This is a genomic window from Bradyrhizobium sp. 18BD (assembly GCF_054185225.1).
Genome location: NZ_JAVAYL010000015.1, coordinates 166,573 through 181,836, shown reverse-complemented (window position 1 = coordinate 181,836; position 15,264 = coordinate 166,573). Strand labels below are relative to the sequence as shown.

Here is a 15,264-nt window from a genome sequence, read left to right as displayed (position 1 = left end):
CTGTGCCCGCTCCCCTCATGTCCGCCGAAGCCTTGGCGAAGGCGGATGCGGGAGAGGGCAGCGAGGTGATGCCAGCGATCTGATCCATGGCACAAGACTTGGAGACGCTGTTCGCACGTGCTCAAGCCGCCTTCCTGCGCTCCTCATAAACGGGGGGCGCTTCTGTTCCGTCGCGCGGTCCGGGTCGAAAGGCGGATGGCTCTGTAATTCAGATATCAATTTCGGTAGAATGCTCAAAGACAGGTTCCCGCCTGCAGGACCGGGAGCTTCGGAAATGTTGTTGCCCGCTTTCCGCATTTTCCGTCTGTCACCTCTCGACAAAGAGCAGGAGGCTCATCGTCTGGAGTTAGGACGGGCTGCCATTGCGCTCGGCCGCAAAGTGCTTGCGGATAATCCTCGACCCAACATTCCAAAAATTGCGCAGCACAAGATCAAGGGGCCATTACCTCAACCATCTGACGGCTTTCGGATACAGGCAGCCATCGATAGAAAGAGGAAGGCGAACGGAGAGCGGCGATTTCTTGAGCGGAAACATCTATCTGCTGCGAATGAACACGTCGCGAAGGCTGAACACGTGATCAGGGAGCAAGCGGCTTTGATCGAGAGCCTGCGTTACGACGGTCAGAACACCAAGCTCGCCGAGGAAACCATGAGGATCTTCGAGGCCAACCTGCAGGTAATGTGTGAGCACCGCGAACTGATCATCAGAGCCATCGAAGAGGCCGATGATGGCCTTTGACGTGTCGCTGGTTGGCCGCTCTCATTCGGCTGCGTCGCCCGTCTTCGAGGGCTGAGCGTTCCGATCACAGGCGCTGCATCAGGTCAGTCGCTGTGCGCCAGCGTCACGACGACGGCGGGTCTGCCGCTTGATCGCCAACACGCGCGAACCCTGAGCGAGAGAGCTATGGCCGGGGCCAAGCCCGATTGCGGAGTTTGCCAGTGCTCCATGCGTCGGCATGGCGCGTGAGCCGCAGCGACGGTTTCGGTCAATTCGCTTTCAAGACGGCGCGCCGTCGCGATAGCGTTGTCCGCCTGATCGAGCAAGGCGCCTCGTCTGACCGGCGTGTGCATGATCACGGCGAACTCGGACTGATCAGGTTGGTTCCACCAAAACTTTTCCGTAAAACGAGCGCGCCGGAAGTCCCGCTTTCTGTTAGGCTGCGCCCATCACCGGCCGAGGCACAGTCCATAGGCGCCGGTGGCAGAGAGACCGATTGCGCTCCGCCTATAGCGAGGAGCCAAGATGGATCGGTCAAGGCAACTCCAGCATTTAGAGCAAGCCGAGCGCCACCTCTTGTGTGGCGAACAGAGCGTCTCTGATCAGGCGCGATGCATCGACTACCTTGAACATCGTGGCTATGACGCAGCTTTGGCCCGCGCACTCTTGGAAACATTCCTCTGCACGCAAGCGCAGTTCATTTCGCACCGCGATTAAATCCTTCGAGAACTGGACCACCCTTGAACGCTGCCGCATGCAGTGCGCCAGCGTCGCGCGCGCAACGGCGGCCTGAATCACGATGGCAGGCAACAGGGCACCGCAGGCGGGGGGCACCGTCGAACGGGCGGCGCATCAGGCCGCCCGCCAAGGGCACGGGAAGAGCCTTCCAGCGGCCCCGGCCGGCGGCTACAAGGGCGTCAGGCAGGCCTCGCAGCCATGCCCAGTCCGGGTCCCGGCATTCCAAAATCTCTTTGGGACACAACGGGGGACACCAACAAGCTATCCCCTTAATTGCCATAGACTTTTAGGCCGGACAGCTTCCCGCAAGGGGAGAAGGGAGAGGCGTATGCGGCAGTTTCGGAATATTAGCATTATATCCCTGTTTTGCCCGACGGGTCAACGGCACCGTTCCGCGCCTGAGGCGTGATGCGTTGAAATCGGCTCGAGCTCGGCCAACGGCTGTCTCCATTCCCTGGGGCGCTCGACGAGCCTCAATCCCCGGGCGCCCAAGCCATTGATTTCCCTCGCCCCGGCTACTGTGCATGGGGTTGTTTTTCAGGTTTTTGATTCAAGGGCCGCAGCGACGGCCGTCAGCTCTGCCGAAAACCCATCCGGAACGCACCCCAGTGCCTGCCGCGAATCACGATCGGGGAGGACAGGTCCTTCATCAGCACGAACTGTCCGCCGCCCATGTCGCGGCGGTAGGTCTGGAGCAGGAACGGCTTCGTGTTGGCCGCGACCTTCTTCACCGCGCGATCGGTGAACAGGCGGCGGTTGCGGCAATTGGCATTGTTCCAGACCGGGTCCTTGCCCTGCGGCAGGCGGTAGTTCGGATTGTGGGTCGGCAGGTAGCCGCCCTTGGCCCAAGCGACGCAGAACACGATGCGGGGGTCAGACTTCTGGATCGGGTCCTGGATGGCAGGCAATACGCGGTCGGTGAAGTCGACATAAGCGGTGCTGTACTGCTTCGGATCGGTGCCGGGGATTTCGCGGTAGTTCTCGTCCATGAGCTGGTCGAGCGTGATCTCGCCGCGCCCGATCGCGGCCTCGAACTCGGCCGAGATCTGCCTGGCGGTCTCGACGACGACACGGATCAGCGGCGCATCCGACGTCTCCACGCCGCTGTCGGCGATCATGGCGATCAGGCCCTCGGAGGTGTCGAGCAGCTTTGCGATCCGCCGGTCGGCATTCCCAAGGTCGTGCGAGGACAGATCGACGCCCTTGGCGAGCTCGTTGAGCTCGTTGATGACGGTGTCGCAGTGTCCGAGATTGGAGGTCGCCGCCCGTGTGACGCTGTCGATCTCCGCCTCGACCGACGCAAAGCCCTGCTGGACGCGCGAGATGATGCCGGAGATCTGCTGGGCGCCTTCGCCGGCAGTCTTGGCGCGCTGCGAGGCATCGCTGCTCTCGCCGATCAGGCCTTCGATCTGGCCGTCGAGATCGCGCACGGTGTCGGAGATCTGATGCGTGGCCTGGCGGGTGGCTTCCGCGAGATTCTTCACCTCGCTCGCGACCACCGCAAAACCGCGCCCGGCATTGCCGGCACGCGCCGCTTCGATGGTGGCGTTCAGCGCCAGCAGATTGGTCTGCTTCGCGATCGCCTCGATCGAGCCGGACACCTTCGCCACCTGTGCCAGCGCCGAGCCGACGGCACTGAGGCGCGCTTCGATCCGCTCCACGGCCGCGACGAGCTCGGAGATGTGGCTGACGGCGTTATCGACCGCACTGCGTGACTGGGCGATCTCGCCGACCGCGGCCGACGTGGTCGTCTGCACCGCCTGCGAGGCATTGGCGATGTCGTGGTTGGCCGTGACCATCGTCTCGGCGGTCTTCTGCAGGTGGTGGAACCGCTCCGACTGGTTGGCGACGCGGTTTGCGACTTCCTGGACATTGCCGGCGATGTCGGCGAGCTCGACGCCGAGACCGCCGATGCGGTCGGCGAGCTGGTCGATCAGACGTTCGGCCAGCGTCCGGTTGGAGCCGGTGTCCATGACTGCAAGTTGTGCGAGGGACATTTACGGGCGTTCTCCAGGCGGAGCCGTTCATCGGCTCACCGCGGGCATTCCCATTCCAATTCCAAGTTTAAAGGATGATTCGCGCCCGGCGTCTTGCCCGAGAGTGCACTGGAGCGTGCGCTACAGTTTATAAGCGGTGCGGAATCCACCCCAGTGCCGGCCCTGCACGCGGATCGGGACGTCGATCTCGCGCATCATCACCGTATTCCCATTGCCCATGTCGCGCGCATAGCTCTGGACCAGGTACGAGCGCTGGTTGTGCGCGGCGGCCAGCCCCGCCGGATCGTTGAAGATCCGGCGGTTGCGGCTATTGGCGGTGTTCCAGGCGACATCGCCCGGCCGCTGCGGGTGCGAATAGATCTTGTTGTGCACCGGCAGGAAGCCGTTGCGATCGACCATGGCGCAGAACGCCATGCGCGGGTCCTTGGCGAGGAAGGCTTCCTGGAACGGCGGCAGCGCGCGGTCGGCCCAGGCAAGATATTTCGTGCGATATTGCTGCGGATTGGTCCCGGCGATCTCCGCATAAGCGGCGTCGAAGAGATCGTCGATCTTCACCTCGCCGCGCGCAACCGCCTGCTCGAAGATCGCGGTCAGTGCGTTGCCCGCTTCCATGGCACGGGTGACGAACTCGGTATTCTCCTCGTGGATCGACCAGAGCTTGTCTTCGATCTTCTCGCTGAGATCAGGCTTGGGGCTGACGAACTGCGCGCGGGCGCCGGCCTTGGATTGCTCGGTCACGCGCAAGCGGCAGGCGCCGACATCTTCGAGCGCGCCTTCGACGATCGCCTGCGGCGCAAGCCGGCCCGCCTCTGCGCCACCGATCAGCACGCCGTCCATCGAGATCTCATAGACCGGCATCGCGCCGCGCGTGGTCTCGAATTTGAGGTGGCAGGGCAGCCGCTCGGTCTTGCGGCGGTCGTCGTGCTCGCTCTGGCGCAGCAGCACCGCGCAGCGCGATTTCAGTTTCTGGGCGAAGGTGGTGACAGCCTTGCCGGCGCTGGCGACGTTCTCGCCATGGCTCTCGGCGGCTTTGGTCGCGGCATCGATCTCGGCCGCGCTCTCGCCGACCGAGATGATGAAGTCGGAGGCGCTGGCGGCATTGCCGGAGACTTCGCTGGTGGTGGCGTTCTGCTCGGCGACGGCGCCGTTGACGGTGTCGAACACCGGGCGGATCGCCTCGATCGCCTGCGAGATGCGGTGCACGGCATCGGCCGAGCCGGCGGCGTCGCGCTGCAAGGCGTCGATCTTCCGGGAAATCTCTTCCGTGGCGCCTTGCGTCTGCACCGCGAGTGCCTTGACCTCGGTCGCGACCACCGCAAAGCCCTTACCGGCGGCGCCGGCGCGTGCGGCCTCGATGGTCGAATTGAGCGCGAGCAGCGTCGTCTGCCGTGCGATCTGCGCGATCAGATTGACGACGTTGCCGATGGCCGCGGAGGATTCGCGCAAGCGGTCGACATTGGCGCGGGCTTCCTGCGCCGCGGCGCTGGCCTCGTCGGCGAGCTTGCCGGCGGCGCGGACCTGCGCCCCGATGCCCTGCGCGGACTGGGTGAACTTGTCGGCGGCGTGGGCGAAGGTGGACGCAGTCGATTGCGCGGCGTTGCTGCGGCCGGTCAGGGCGTCGGTGCGGTCGCGGATCGTGGCCAGCGTTACGGCAGTCGCCTCGGCGCCGCCGGCGACCGAATTGGCGGCGCGCTCGAGCTGGCGGATCATGGCCCCGAGCTCGAGTTCCAGCAGTTCCAGGATTTCCCTGGCGGAATCACCCTCGGTGGCCGGGGCGGGGGCGGCATCGACCGGCGACTGCGAGACTTGCGGCACTGCGGCAAGCGCAGGCGTATCCGGCAGACGCTTCCGAAATAATGCGAACGCCATCAGGTCAACTCTTGTCGGGAGACGGGCGGACGCTATTTTCGCAAGCCGGAATGAAATCAGGGTTAACGGTGCCTGACTTCTGGGCACGGGCCACTACGTTATTACCTTAAAGTCGTAGAGCCTCTTTCATTCCGGTGGGTTGGCGGCCTATAACGCCGCGCTTCCCTCGCTCACTTTTGGCGCACGATTCCCTAGAGAAGATCACGCATGGCCGGACATTCCCAATTCAAGAACATCATGCACCGCAAGGGGCGGCAGGATGCGCAGAAGTCGAAACTGTTCGGAAAGCTGGCGCGGGAAATCACCGTCGCCGCCAAGCTGGGCACGCCCGACCCCGCCATGAACCCCCGCCTGCGCGCGGCCATCATCGCGGCTCGGCAGGAGAACATGCCGAAGGACAATATCGAGCGCGCGGTCAAGAAAGCGCTCGGCAACGAGGGCGAGAACTATGACGAGATCCGCTACGAGGGCTATGGCCCGGGCGGTGTCGCCGTCATCGTCGAGGCGCTGACCGACAACCGCAACCGTGCCGCCTCCGACATCCGCTCCTTCTTCACCAAATCGGGCGGCAATCTCGGCGAAACCGGCTCGGTGTCGTTCATGTTCGACCGCACCGGCATCATCGAATACGATCGCAGCGTCGCCGATGACGACGCCGTGCTCGATGCCGCGATCGAGGCCGGCGCCGACGACGTGGTGTCCAGCGAAAGCGGCCACGAGATCTACGCCTCGACCGAAAGCTATCGCGACGTCGCCAAAGCGCTGGAAGCCAAGTTCGGCGAGCCGCGCAAGGCCGCGCTGATCTGGAAGCCGCAGAACACGGTGGCGGTGGACGACGAGACCGGCGAGAAGCTGCTCAAGCTGATGGATCTGCTTAACGAGCACGACGACGTGCAGAACGTCTACGCCAATTTCGAGGTGTCGGACGCGCTGGTCGCGAAGATGGGCGGATAGGGGTTCTCGTGTCCCGGACGCGCTGCACCGTGAAACGCTGCTGCGCAGAGCCGGGACCCATGGTGCGTCATATGTAGGCGGCGATATGGGCCCCGGTTCTGCGACGCATCACTTCGTGCTGCGTCGCGCCCGGGGCACAGCCACTCCCCACTTCCCCTGTTACTTCCGTTCTGTTTCTGTTTCCCCTGCGGCGGCCAGCCGCTATCACTGGCCCATGACCGCGCTCCCGATTCGCGTCCCCGTTCGCATCATCGGCATCGACCCCGGCCTGCGCCGCACCGGCTGGGGCGTGATCGAGGCCGACGGCAACCGATTGATCTACGTCGCCTGCGGTTCGGTGGAACCACCGGACGATCTGCCGCTGTCGAGCCGGCTGCTCGCGATCCACGAGGGGCTCGCTTCGGTCCTGTCCGATCACAAGCCGATGGAAGCGGCGGTCGAGCAGACGTTCATCAACAAGGACGGCGCCGCGACGCTGAAGCTGGGCCAGGCCCGCGGCGTCGCCATGCTGGCGCCCGCAATGTTCGGCATCTCTGTTGCCGAATACGCGCCGAACCAGGTGAAGAAGACCGTGGTCGGGGCCGGCCATGCCGACAAGCAGCAGATCGGAATGATGCTGAAGATATTACTGCCGAAGGCCGAACCGCCGTCCGCGGACGCCGCCGACGCGCTCGCCATCGCCATCACCCATGCCCATCACCGCCAGAGCACGGCGCTCAGGCTGAAGGTGGCCGGACTATGATCGGCAAGCTCAAGGGCCTGATCGATTCCTACGGCGAGGATTTTGTCATCCTCGACGTCGGCGGCGTCGGCTACCAGGTGCATTGCTCGACGCGCACGCTGCAGCATCTGCCGTCTCCGGGCGGGGCGGCCGTGCTGTCGATCGAGACCTATGTCCGTGAGGACCAGATCAAGCTGTTCGGCTTCCGCACCGATCAGGAGCGGGAATGGTTTCGCCTGCTCCAGACCGTGCAGGGCGTCGGCGCCAAGGTCGCGCTCGCGGTGCTCGGTACGCTGGCGCCTTCCGATCTCGCCAACGCCATTGCGCTGCGTGACAAGGCCGCGGTGTCGCGCACGCCCGGCGTCGGGCCCAAGGTCGCCGAGCGCATCGTCACCGAGCTGAAGGACAAGGCGCCAGCTTTCGCCAATGTCGATCCCGCCGTCGTGCATCTCGCCGGCGCCGTCGACGATCAGCGCGCACCGCGGCCCGTGGCGGATGCGATCTCCGCGCTGGTCAATCTCGGTTACGGTCAGCCGCAGGCCGCCGCAGCCATTGCATCGGCATCGCGCAGCGCAGGTGAAGGTGCTGAAACGGCGCAGCTCATCCGCCTCGGCCTGAAGGAGCTCGCCAAGTGAGCGATCCCAAGGCCAACCGCATGGTCTCGCCCGAGCGCCGCAGCGACGATGTCGGCGACACCGCGTTGCGCCCGCAATCGCTGTCCGACTTCGTCGGCCAGCAGCAGGCACGCAAGAATCTCTCGATCTTCATCGAAGCCGCGCGCAAGCGTGGCGAGGCGCTGGATCACGTGCTGTTCGTCGGTCCCCCCGGCCTCGGCAAGACCACGCTGGCGCAGATCGTGGCCAAGGAGCTCGGCGTCGGTTTTCGCGCAACGTCGGGTCCCGTGATCGCCAAGGCCGGCGATCTCGCCGCGCTGCTGACCAATCTCGAAGAGCGCGACGTGCTCTTCATCGACGAGATCCATCGCCTCAACCCCGCGGTCGAAGAGGTGCTCTATCCCGCGATGGAGGATTTCCAGCTCGACCTCATCATCGGCGAAGGCCCGGCGGCGCGCTCGGTGAAGATAGAGCTGTCGAAGTTCACCCTCGTCGGGGCCACCACGCGCGCCGGCCTCCTCACCAATCCCTTGCGCGACCGCTTCGGCATTCCGGTGCGGCTCAACTTCTACACCATCGAGGAGCTCGAGAGCATCGTCAGCCGCGGCGCGCGCGTGCTCAAGGTCGGCATGAGCGCCGATGGCGCCAACGAGATCGCGCGCCGCGCCCGCGGCACGCCGCGCATCGCCGGGCGCCTGCTCAGGCGCGTGCGCGATTTTGCCTCGGCGGCGAATGCCGACACGATCGATCGCAAGATCGCCGACCACGCACTCAGTGCGCTCGAGGTCGACGCCGCCGGCCTCGACGCCATGGACCGCCGCTACCTCTCGACCATCGCGCTCAACTATGGCGGCGGCCCGGTCGGTGTCGAGACGATGGCCGCGGCGCTCTCCGAGCCGCGCGATGCGATCGAGGACATCATCGAGCCCTATCTCATCCAGTGCGGCTATCTTCAGCGCACCCCGCGCGGCCGGCTGCTCACCTCGCACGCCTTCCGTCATCTCGGCATCGCCGAGCCCTCACGCGATGCGGCGGCACAGTTTGGCCTGTTCGGCACTGATCAGGCCGACGACGACTGACTGTCACAATTGGTGAACCCACGAGTTCCACCCGTCACTAATGCGAACGAGCAGCGATCGGGATTGCTGCTCACGCACATGGACCGGAGTGGGAAGAGATGGGGCAGCAAGACATCGGGCAGACTGACGCGACGCTGCTGGAGACGATCGCGGCCGCGCCGCAACTGCGTACGCCCGACGAGACCGAGGCGTTTCTGGATCCGATGCCGCTCGCCGAATTGGCGTCGATGTGGTGCGCGCTTCAGCGCGTCAGCCGCCGCGACCAGGTCGGCAGCCTCTGGGCCCTCAAACTCTATTTCGAGCATCTGCCGCATCGCCGGCCGCAAGCCGCGCTCGATCTCGTGCTCGAAGTGCTCAGGACCGAGGCCGACAAGCCGACGGTGATGCAGCTCAACGACAAATTCCTGCTGGCGCTGTTCTATGCGCATGGCAAGGACGTGATGGCGCGCGTCGAGCAGGAAGCCGCGCACAATAACCGGCTGCGCTGGCTGCTTGGCGGCGTGCATGTCGCCGCTGACGATCCCCTGATGTCGCGCCTCGCAGGGCTTGCCGACAGCGAGGCCTGGCGTGCCGACCATCTGGCCCAGCGTACGCCGCGCGCGCCGCTCGATTGCGCCGGCATGCCGATCGCCGAACTCGCGCGCGCCTGGGTCGAGCAATATTCGAAGTCCGAACGCGATCAGGATGACAATCTGTTCATGATCATGGATTTCGAGCGCGATTTGCGCGAGGACGATCCTGACAGGATGATCGACCTGATCCTCGAGATCCTGAAGATCGAGTCCAATCCGGTGCTGCTGTCGCTACTGGCCGCAGGTCCGCTCGAAGATGTGATCAGCACCGGGACGATCGACCGTATCGAGCGCGAGGCGCGCGCCGATGCACGTTTTCGCGATCTGCTCGGCGGCGTCTTGTACTACCGCGCGCCCGACGAATTGAAGGCGCGGCTGGATGCGCTGGTCGGCGAGCGTCGCCGGTAACCTTTATGCGGAATTCTGCACGCGGCTGCAGACGGTCTGCACGAACGCACCCCAATTCCGCTCCAATCGGACAGCATCAAGAGGCCGCATCACCATCGGGCTTCCATGATCACGCGTCGTCATCTTATCCGTTCCATCGGCGCCCTGTCCGCCTTCGGCGTCTCGACCGCGGCCTATGGCGTTGGCGTCGAGCCGGTGCTGCGGCTTCGCGTCACCCGCTATCATCCAACACCCCGGCAATGGCCGGCGAATTTCCCGCTCAAGATCGCCGTGATCGCCGACATCCATGCCTGCGATCCCTGGATGTCGCTGGAGCGGATCGAGGCCATCGTCGATCGCACCAACGCGCTGAAGGCCGATATCATCGTGCTGCTCGGCGATTACGTCGCCGGCGTCCGCCGGGTCACGCGCATCATTCCGTCGAGCGAATGGGCCAAGGTGCTGGCCGGCCTCAAGGCGCCGCTCGGCGTCCATGCCGTGATGGGCAACCATGATTATTGGGACGACAGGACCGTGCAGCAGATCGGGCACGGGCCGACGGTGGCCCATCGCGCGCTGGAGGCGGCCGGCATTCCCGTTTACGAGAACGACGCGGTGCGCCTGACCAAGGACGGTCGTCCGTTCTGGCTCGCCGGCCTCGGCGATCAGCTCGCCTATTTTCCGGCGCAACGCTATCGCCGCATGGTGCGCTTCGGTGCCGACGATCTTGCGGGTACGCTGGCGAAGGTTACCGACGACGCGCCCGTCATCCTGCTCGCCCACGAGCCCGACATCGCACTGCGCGTGCCCGGGCGGGTCGCGCTGCAGCTGTCCGGCCACACTCATGGCGGCCAGGTCCGCCTGCTCGGCTGGTCGCCGGCCGTGTCGACCAAGCACGGCATCCGGCTCGCCTATGGTCACTTCCGGCTGAAATGCGACCTCATCGTGTCCGGCGGCCTCGGCTGCAGCCTCGTGCCCGTGCGCTTCGGCGTGCCGCCGGAGATCGTCGAGGTGACGCTGGGACAGGGACCCTTGGTCGTGTAGCCGTCAAATTTCGGGCCAGCATCTGGGCACGGGTCCGGGGTTGCGCTATATTCATCGGATGAGTTCTGCCATCGAGAAAGCTGTCGAAGCTCTTGAGCTGCTGCCTGAGGAAATGCAGGAATCAGCGGCAGATTATCTGTTGTCCCAAGCCAAGAAGTTTCGAGCGCTCAAGGACGCGATCGACGAAGGGATGGCGGACGTAGACGCTGATCGTGTGGTCCCGTGGGACCTCGACGAGTTTCTCAAGCAAACTCGAGCAAAGCGGTAGGGGGGCGTGCAGGTCGTTCTGTCCTTGCGCGCTCGCACAGACCTTTTTGATATCCATTCACATCTCGCCGAGCGTAGCCTAACGGCAGCGGATCGATTGGCTGCGAGATTCTCGGAGCGGTTCGATGAGTTGCGACAATTCCCGTTTTTGGGACCAGATCGGAGCGAGCTAGGGGCGTCGCTTCGCGGATTGTCGATCGATGGATATATTGCCTTTTACCTCGTTTAGACTGATCGCATTGTCATCGTGCGGATCTTGGATGGGCGTCGGGACATAAAGCGAGAGTTTTCGAAATGACAGCCCATCTCGACGGCGAGATCCGCGACGGCCGCCACCACATGCAGGTCCGCGTCTACTACGAGGACACGGATTTTTCAGGCATCGTCTACCACGCCAATTATCTGCGCTACATGGAGCGCGGGCGGACCAATCATCTGCGGTTGATGGGGGCCGAGCAGCAGGCGCTGTTCGACCAGCCCGAGACGGAAGGTGCGGGCTTCGCCTTCGTGGTGCGTTCGATGCATCTGGATTTCCTCAGGCCCGCGCGGATGGATGACGTGCTCGACGTCGTGACCTGGCCGGTCGCCGTGAAGGGCGCATCCATCATGCTGGCACAGGAGGTGCGGCGCGGTGAGGACGTGCTGGTGAAGGCCGAAGTGCGCGTCGCCTTCATCAGCGGCGGCCGCGCGCAGCCGATCCCGAAATCGATCCGCACACTGATGAAGGCCGATTTGATTTCGTGATCGCCCGATAAGTGATCGACCGATTTGTGATGGCCTCTCGACTCCATCGCCCGCGACGATAGATTTGCGGCCCCGATCAACCGATGAGGCCACCATGTCGCGCCCGCCGCTTCCGCCCTTCACCCGTGAGACCGCCGCGCAAAAAGCCCGCATGGCCGAGGACGCCTGGAATTCTCGCGATCCGGTGAAAGTGTCGCTCGCCTATACCGAGGACAGCCGCTGGCGCAATCGCTCGGAAGTGTTCCAGGGCCGTGAAGCCATCGTGGCGTTCCTCACCCGCAAATGGGAGAAGGAGCAGGACTACCGTCTGATCAAGGATCTTTGGGCCTTCGACGAGAACCGCATCGCGGTGCGCTTTCAGTACGAATGGCACGATGCGAGCGGGCAGTGGTATCGCTCCTACGGCAACGAGCAGTGGGAGTTCGACGAGCACGGGCTGATGAAGCGTCGCGAGGCGTCGATCAACGACATTGCGATTGCCGAGAAGGATCGCCGGTTTCACTGGGCGGCGCCGGGGCCGCGGCCGGCCGATGTGCCGGGACTGGGAACGGATCCGTTTTGAGTTGCAGTGAGAGATGAAGCGGCGAGCGCACTTTACCCTCTCCCCTTGTGGGAGAGGGTGGCTCGCCGCGTAGCGGCGAGACGGGTGAGGGGTTCTCTCCGCGAGTTCACTCTCATTTGAGTTCGTCGATAGACACCCCTCATCCGGCGCTTCGCGCCACCTTCTCCCACAAGGGGAGAAGGGAAGAGTCTATGCCGCGAGCGCTGCGGCTAAGGGGCCGTCCGCTTCGCCAAAAACCGCGTGATCGCACCACCGAGCTTCGCGCTGTCCATCGGCTCCGCCAGCGATGCGCGCGCCGTGGCCACGACATCCTCCGGCGCCTTGCCGTCGCGCAGCTCGCAGCACACTTCCGCAAACTCCACGTCGAACTCCGGATGCGGTTGCACGGTCAGCGTGGTGCCGTTGGCGTAGAGCAGGCCGGCATGCGGGGTGAACTCGGACGAGAGGATCGTCAGCGCATCGTTCGGCGCCTCGATCACCTGGTCCTGATGCGAGCAGGCGATCGCGACGGCTTCGCCGTCGACGACGCCGTTCTCCGGCAGCACTTGATAAACATGCCGGCCGATGCCCCAGCCCTTGTCGGATTTGCGCACGGTGCCGCCGAGCGCCTGCGCGATCAGCTGATGGCCAAAGCAAATGCCGACCATGGGCGTCTTGTTGGCGTAGGCGGTGCGCACGAAATCTTCCAGCGGCGCAATCCAGTCGAGCCCGTCATAGACGCCGGCGGCCGCACCGGTGATGAGCACGGCCTCGAGCTTGCCCGGATCGGGCAGCGCGTCGCCATTGGGGATGCTGACCACGTCCACCGTGGCGGTCGGGTCCTCGGCGCGGACCATGCGTTCGAACATGTCCGGGAACGAGCCATGCTGCTCGCGGTACTTTTGCGGGACCTGTCCGGTCTCGATGATGGTGATGCGTGCCATGTGCCCCCCAATGTCAAAAGGTTGCGAAGCTCAGTCGCTTTCTGCCCCATGTCGCTGGTGTGGCGCTGTGCGCTCCAGCATCGCGCTCTCCTTGCGGACCTCGTTGAGGAAAGCCTTGGCGAGGCGCGACAACGGCTCAGCTTCCGACCATAGCATGTAGGCGACTGCGTGCGTGGTCGGCGTGAACGGCCGGACGACGAGCCCGCTGCCGCCGTTCTGCCTTGGCGAGAACGGATCGACCACCGCGGCGCCAACGCCGGCCGCGGCGAGCACGCAGGCCGTGTTGCAGTAGCGCACCTCGACGGTCGGCCGGAACGGCGCGCCGGCCCGGGCAAAACTGTCGCGCACGGCCTCGCCGAGCCGCGTGCCGCGTTCGAGCCCGATGAAGGGCAGGCCGGAGAGATCGGCGGCCGAGATCACCGGCTTGCCTGCGAGCGGATGCTGCGGCGGCAGGACGCAGACCATCTCGCCGGTGTGCACCACTTCATGCGCGATGCCGGGATGATGCGTCAGTCCGAGCGCGAAGCCGAGCTCGGCGACGCGGCTGAGCACGCCTTCGATGATGCCCTCATAGCGCCGCACGTCGAAGAAGACGCGTGTCTCCGGGCGGCGGCGCAGGAAGCCAGACAGTGCGGACGGGATGATGCTGTAGGCGAGGGGCGGTGTCGCCACGATGGCGAGATGCCCCGATCGGTTCTCGCGCAGATCGCGCACGCGGCTCTCGAGCTTTGCGTGCAGCGCGAAGATGGCTTCGCTCTCCTTGTAGAGCGCCATCGCTTCGGCGGTCGGAAACAGCCGGTTGTTGACGCGCTCGAACAGCGCAAAGCCGGCCTGCGCCTCCATCGTCTTCAGCGCATTGCTCACCGCGGGCTGCGATAGCGCCAGCTCGTCCGCCGCCGCCACGGTGGTGCGGTGGCGGATGACGGCACGCAGGATCTCGAGCTGACGCAGGTTCATATCACTGCCATTTATACTCTGGGCCAAAACATCATAGCAGAACGAATTGATTTTGCAGCCCCGCTTCCGCGTAATGGCGACGGATTTGCACGTCGCATCAAAGGGTTCATTCGCCCATTGAGGCAGCACTGCGCACAGATTGGAGGCAATCTTGGTTCGTGTCCTTCGCGCCGCCGCCGCTCAAATGGGGCCGACGCAAAAAGCCGATAGCCGCGAGCACACGCTCTCGCGAATGCTCGCCATGCTGGAGGAGGCGGCCGGCCGCGGCGCCAGCCTCGTGGTGTTCCCCGAACTTGCCTTCACCACCTTCTTCCCGCGCTGGCTGCTCGAAGGCGACGCGCTCGACCATTATTTCGAACGCGGCATGCCGAACCCGGCGGTGGCAAAGCTGTTCGATCGGGCGCGCGCGCTGCGCGTCGGCTTCTATGTCGGCTATGCCGAGCTGACGCCGGATGGCCGGCGCTACAATTGCGCTATCCTGGTCGATCGCGACGGCGAGATTCTCGGCCGTTATCGCAAGGTGCATCTGCCCGGCTCGGTCGAACCGCGCGAGGGCGCGCGCTATCAGCAGCTCGAAAAGCGCTATTTCGAATATGGCGATCTCGGCTTCCCCGCCTTCCGCGCCGGCTCAGCCTGGGGCCACGCCATCATGGGCATGATGATCTGCAATGATCGCCGCTGGCCGGAATCCTGGCGCGTGCTCGGCCTGCAGGGCGTTGAGCTGGTCTGCATCGGCTACAATTCGGCGGCCTATGATCCCAATGGCGGCACGACGGAAGACGGCGCGCTCCGCACCTTCCACTCGACGCTGGTGACGCAGGCCAACGCCTATATGAATGCGACCTGGGCGATCTCGGTTGCGAAGGCCGGCGAAGAAGATGGTTCCGGCCTGATCGGGGGGTCCTGCATCGTCGATCCCAATGGACGAATTGTCGCACAGGCGCAGACGCTCGCTGACGAAGTCATCGTCGCCGACATCGATCTCGATCTCTGCCGCCAGGGCAAGGACAAGATGTTCAATTTCGCCGCCCACCGGCGGCCGGAGCAATACCGGGTGATCACCGAGCGCGCCGGCGTCATCGAGCCGGCCGTTCTCGACGCGGACTGACCAAATGGCA

Annotated in this window: 17 protein-coding genes; 12 read left to right on the top strand and 5 right to left on the bottom strand. The window is 64.6% G+C overall.

Annotation, left to right across the window (positions count from 1 at the left end; translation table 11 throughout):
* Nucleotides 1-274 precede the first annotated feature (274 nt).
* Nucleotides 275-739, top strand: coding sequence for a hypothetical protein (locus tag RAD16_RS26150; RefSeq protein WP_458160712.1), 465 nt, complete (start codon nucleotides 275-277; stop codon nucleotides 737-739).
* A gap of 531 nt (nucleotides 740-1,270) precedes the next feature.
* Here the strand turns inward: RAD16_RS26150 and RAD16_RS26145 are convergent.
* The 3 genes from RAD16_RS26145 to RAD16_RS26135 form a co-directional block, all read right to left on the bottom strand.
* Nucleotides 1,271-1,528 carry a hypothetical protein gene (locus RAD16_RS26145; RefSeq protein WP_458160711.1) on the bottom strand — a complete coding sequence of 86 codons (258 nt, stop codon included), beginning with the start codon at nucleotides 1,526-1,528 and terminating at the stop codon, nucleotides 1,271-1,273.
* 500 nt (nucleotides 1,529-2,028) lie between these two features.
* Nucleotides 2,029-3,453, bottom strand: coding sequence for a methyl-accepting chemotaxis protein (locus RAD16_RS26140; RefSeq protein WP_458160710.1), 1,425 nt, complete (start codon nucleotides 3,451-3,453; stop codon nucleotides 2,029-2,031).
* Between the two features lie 120 nt (nucleotides 3,454-3,573).
* On the bottom strand, nucleotides 3,574-5,322 hold the full coding sequence (locus RAD16_RS26135) for a methyl-accepting chemotaxis protein (RefSeq protein WP_458160709.1): 1,749 nt from the start codon (nucleotides 5,320-5,322) through the stop codon (nucleotides 3,574-3,576).
* A 207-nt stretch (nucleotides 5,323-5,529) separates the two neighbouring features.
* Between RAD16_RS26135 and RAD16_RS26130 the strand changes: the two genes are divergently transcribed.
* The 10 genes from RAD16_RS26130 (at nucleotide 5,530) to RAD16_RS26085 (ending at nucleotide 12,266) form a co-directional block, all read left to right on the top strand.
* On the top strand, nucleotides 5,530-6,276 hold the full coding sequence (locus RAD16_RS26130) for a YebC/PmpR family DNA-binding transcriptional regulator (RefSeq protein WP_458160708.1): 747 nt from the start codon (nucleotides 5,530-5,532) through the stop codon (nucleotides 6,274-6,276).
* Between the two features lie 214 nt (nucleotides 6,277-6,490).
* On the top strand, nucleotides 6,491-7,018 hold the full coding sequence (ruvC, locus tag RAD16_RS26125; RefSeq protein WP_458160707.1) for a crossover junction endodeoxyribonuclease RuvC: 528 nt from the start codon (nucleotides 6,491-6,493) through the stop codon (nucleotides 7,016-7,018).
* Nucleotides 7,015-7,632 carry a Holliday junction branch migration protein RuvA gene (ruvA, locus tag RAD16_RS26120; protein ID WP_458160706.1) on the top strand — a complete coding sequence of 206 codons (618 nt, stop codon included), beginning with the start codon at nucleotides 7,015-7,017 and terminating at the stop codon, nucleotides 7,630-7,632. The genes ruvC and ruvA overlap by 4 nt, the downstream gene beginning before the upstream one ends.
* Nucleotides 7,629-8,690 carry a Holliday junction branch migration DNA helicase RuvB gene (gene ruvB, locus RAD16_RS26115; RefSeq protein WP_458160705.1) on the top strand — a complete coding sequence of 354 codons (1,062 nt, stop codon included), beginning with the start codon at nucleotides 7,629-7,631 and terminating at the stop codon, nucleotides 8,688-8,690. The genes ruvA and ruvB overlap by 4 nt, the downstream gene beginning before the upstream one ends.
* Before the next feature lie 98 nt (nucleotides 8,691-8,788).
* Nucleotides 8,789-9,670, top strand: coding sequence for a DUF6869 domain-containing protein (locus tag RAD16_RS26110; protein ID WP_458160704.1), 882 nt, complete (start codon nucleotides 8,789-8,791; stop codon nucleotides 9,668-9,670).
* 105 nt (nucleotides 9,671-9,775) lie between these two features.
* Nucleotides 9,776-10,693, top strand: coding sequence for a metallophosphoesterase (locus tag RAD16_RS26105; protein ID WP_458160703.1), 918 nt, complete (start codon nucleotides 9,776-9,778; stop codon nucleotides 10,691-10,693).
* A 58-nt stretch (nucleotides 10,694-10,751) separates the two neighbouring features.
* Nucleotides 10,752-10,961: a hypothetical protein gene (locus RAD16_RS26100; RefSeq protein ID WP_458160702.1), complete on the top strand. Its 210-nt coding sequence runs from the start codon at nucleotides 10,752-10,754 to the stop codon at nucleotides 10,959-10,961.
* A 6-nt stretch (nucleotides 10,962-10,967) separates the two neighbouring features.
* Complete coding sequence (locus tag RAD16_RS26095) at nucleotides 10,968-11,189, top strand: type II toxin-antitoxin system RelE/ParE family toxin (protein WP_458160701.1); 222 nt, start codon at nucleotides 10,968-10,970, stop codon at nucleotides 11,187-11,189.
* A gap of 65 nt (nucleotides 11,190-11,254) precedes the next feature.
* Nucleotides 11,255-11,704 carry a tol-pal system-associated acyl-CoA thioesterase gene (gene ybgC / locus RAD16_RS26090; protein WP_458160700.1) on the top strand — a complete coding sequence of 150 codons (450 nt, stop codon included), beginning with the start codon at nucleotides 11,255-11,257 and terminating at the stop codon, nucleotides 11,702-11,704.
* A gap of 94 nt (nucleotides 11,705-11,798) precedes the next feature.
* Nucleotides 11,799-12,266 carry a nuclear transport factor 2 family protein gene (locus RAD16_RS26085; protein WP_458160699.1) on the top strand — a complete coding sequence of 156 codons (468 nt, stop codon included), beginning with the start codon at nucleotides 11,799-11,801 and terminating at the stop codon, nucleotides 12,264-12,266.
* Between the two features lie 209 nt (nucleotides 12,267-12,475).
* On the opposite strand, the gene RAD16_RS26080 is transcribed toward RAD16_RS26085, so the two are convergent.
* Nucleotides 12,476-13,189: a type 1 glutamine amidotransferase gene (locus RAD16_RS26080; RefSeq protein ID WP_458160698.1), complete on the bottom strand. Its 714-nt coding sequence runs from the start codon at nucleotides 13,187-13,189 to the stop codon at nucleotides 12,476-12,478.
* A 30-nt stretch (nucleotides 13,190-13,219) separates the two neighbouring features.
* Nucleotides 13,220-14,146, bottom strand: a complete 927-nt coding sequence (locus RAD16_RS26075; protein ID WP_458160697.1) for a LysR family transcriptional regulator — start codon at nucleotides 14,144-14,146, stop codon at nucleotides 13,220-13,222.
* Between the two features lie 151 nt (nucleotides 14,147-14,297).
* Here RAD16_RS26075 and RAD16_RS26070 point away from each other — a divergent pair, with 151 nt between their 5' ends.
* Nucleotides 14,298-15,254 (top strand): N-carbamoyl-D-amino-acid hydrolase, encoded by a 957-nt coding sequence (locus RAD16_RS26070; protein WP_458160696.1) that lies wholly within the window; start codon nucleotides 14,298-14,300, stop codon nucleotides 15,252-15,254.
* Nucleotides 15,255-15,264: the final 10 nt, after the last annotated feature.

Excerpts from the sequence above, each read along its gene's own strand:
- RAD16_RS26150 (WP_458160712.1), top strand. The coding sequence starts at position 275 with ATGTTGTTGCCCGCTTTCCGCATTTTCCGTCTGTCACCTCTCGACAAA.
- RAD16_RS26140 (WP_458160710.1), bottom strand. The coding sequence starts at position 3,453 with ATGTCCCTCGCACAACTTGCAGTCATGGACACCGGCTCCAACCGGACG.
- RAD16_RS26135 (WP_458160709.1), bottom strand. The coding sequence starts at position 5,322 with ATGGCGTTCGCATTATTTCGGAAGCGTCTGCCGGATACGCCTGCGCTT.
- RAD16_RS26130 (WP_458160708.1), top strand. The coding sequence starts at position 5,530 with ATGGCCGGACATTCCCAATTCAAGAACATCATGCACCGCAAGGGGCGG.
- ruvC (WP_458160707.1), top strand. The coding sequence starts at position 6,491 with ATGACCGCGCTCCCGATTCGCGTCCCCGTTCGCATCATCGGCATCGAC.
- ruvA (WP_458160706.1), top strand. The coding sequence starts at position 7,015 with ATGATCGGCAAGCTCAAGGGCCTGATCGATTCCTACGGCGAGGATTTT.
- RAD16_RS26110 (WP_458160704.1), top strand. The coding sequence starts at position 8,789 with ATGGGGCAGCAAGACATCGGGCAGACTGACGCGACGCTGCTGGAGACG.
- RAD16_RS26105 (WP_458160703.1), top strand. The coding sequence starts at position 9,776 with ATGATCACGCGTCGTCATCTTATCCGTTCCATCGGCGCCCTGTCCGCC.
- RAD16_RS26100 (WP_458160702.1), top strand. The coding sequence starts at position 10,752 with ATGAGTTCTGCCATCGAGAAAGCTGTCGAAGCTCTTGAGCTGCTGCCT.
- ybgC (WP_458160700.1), top strand. The coding sequence starts at position 11,255 with ATGACAGCCCATCTCGACGGCGAGATCCGCGACGGCCGCCACCACATG.
- RAD16_RS26085 (WP_458160699.1), top strand. The coding sequence starts at position 11,799 with ATGTCGCGCCCGCCGCTTCCGCCCTTCACCCGTGAGACCGCCGCGCAA.
- RAD16_RS26080 (WP_458160698.1), bottom strand. The coding sequence starts at position 13,189 with ATGGCACGCATCACCATCATCGAGACCGGACAGGTCCCGCAAAAGTAC.
- RAD16_RS26075 (WP_458160697.1), bottom strand. The coding sequence starts at position 14,146 with ATGAACCTGCGTCAGCTCGAGATCCTGCGTGCCGTCATCCGCCACCGC.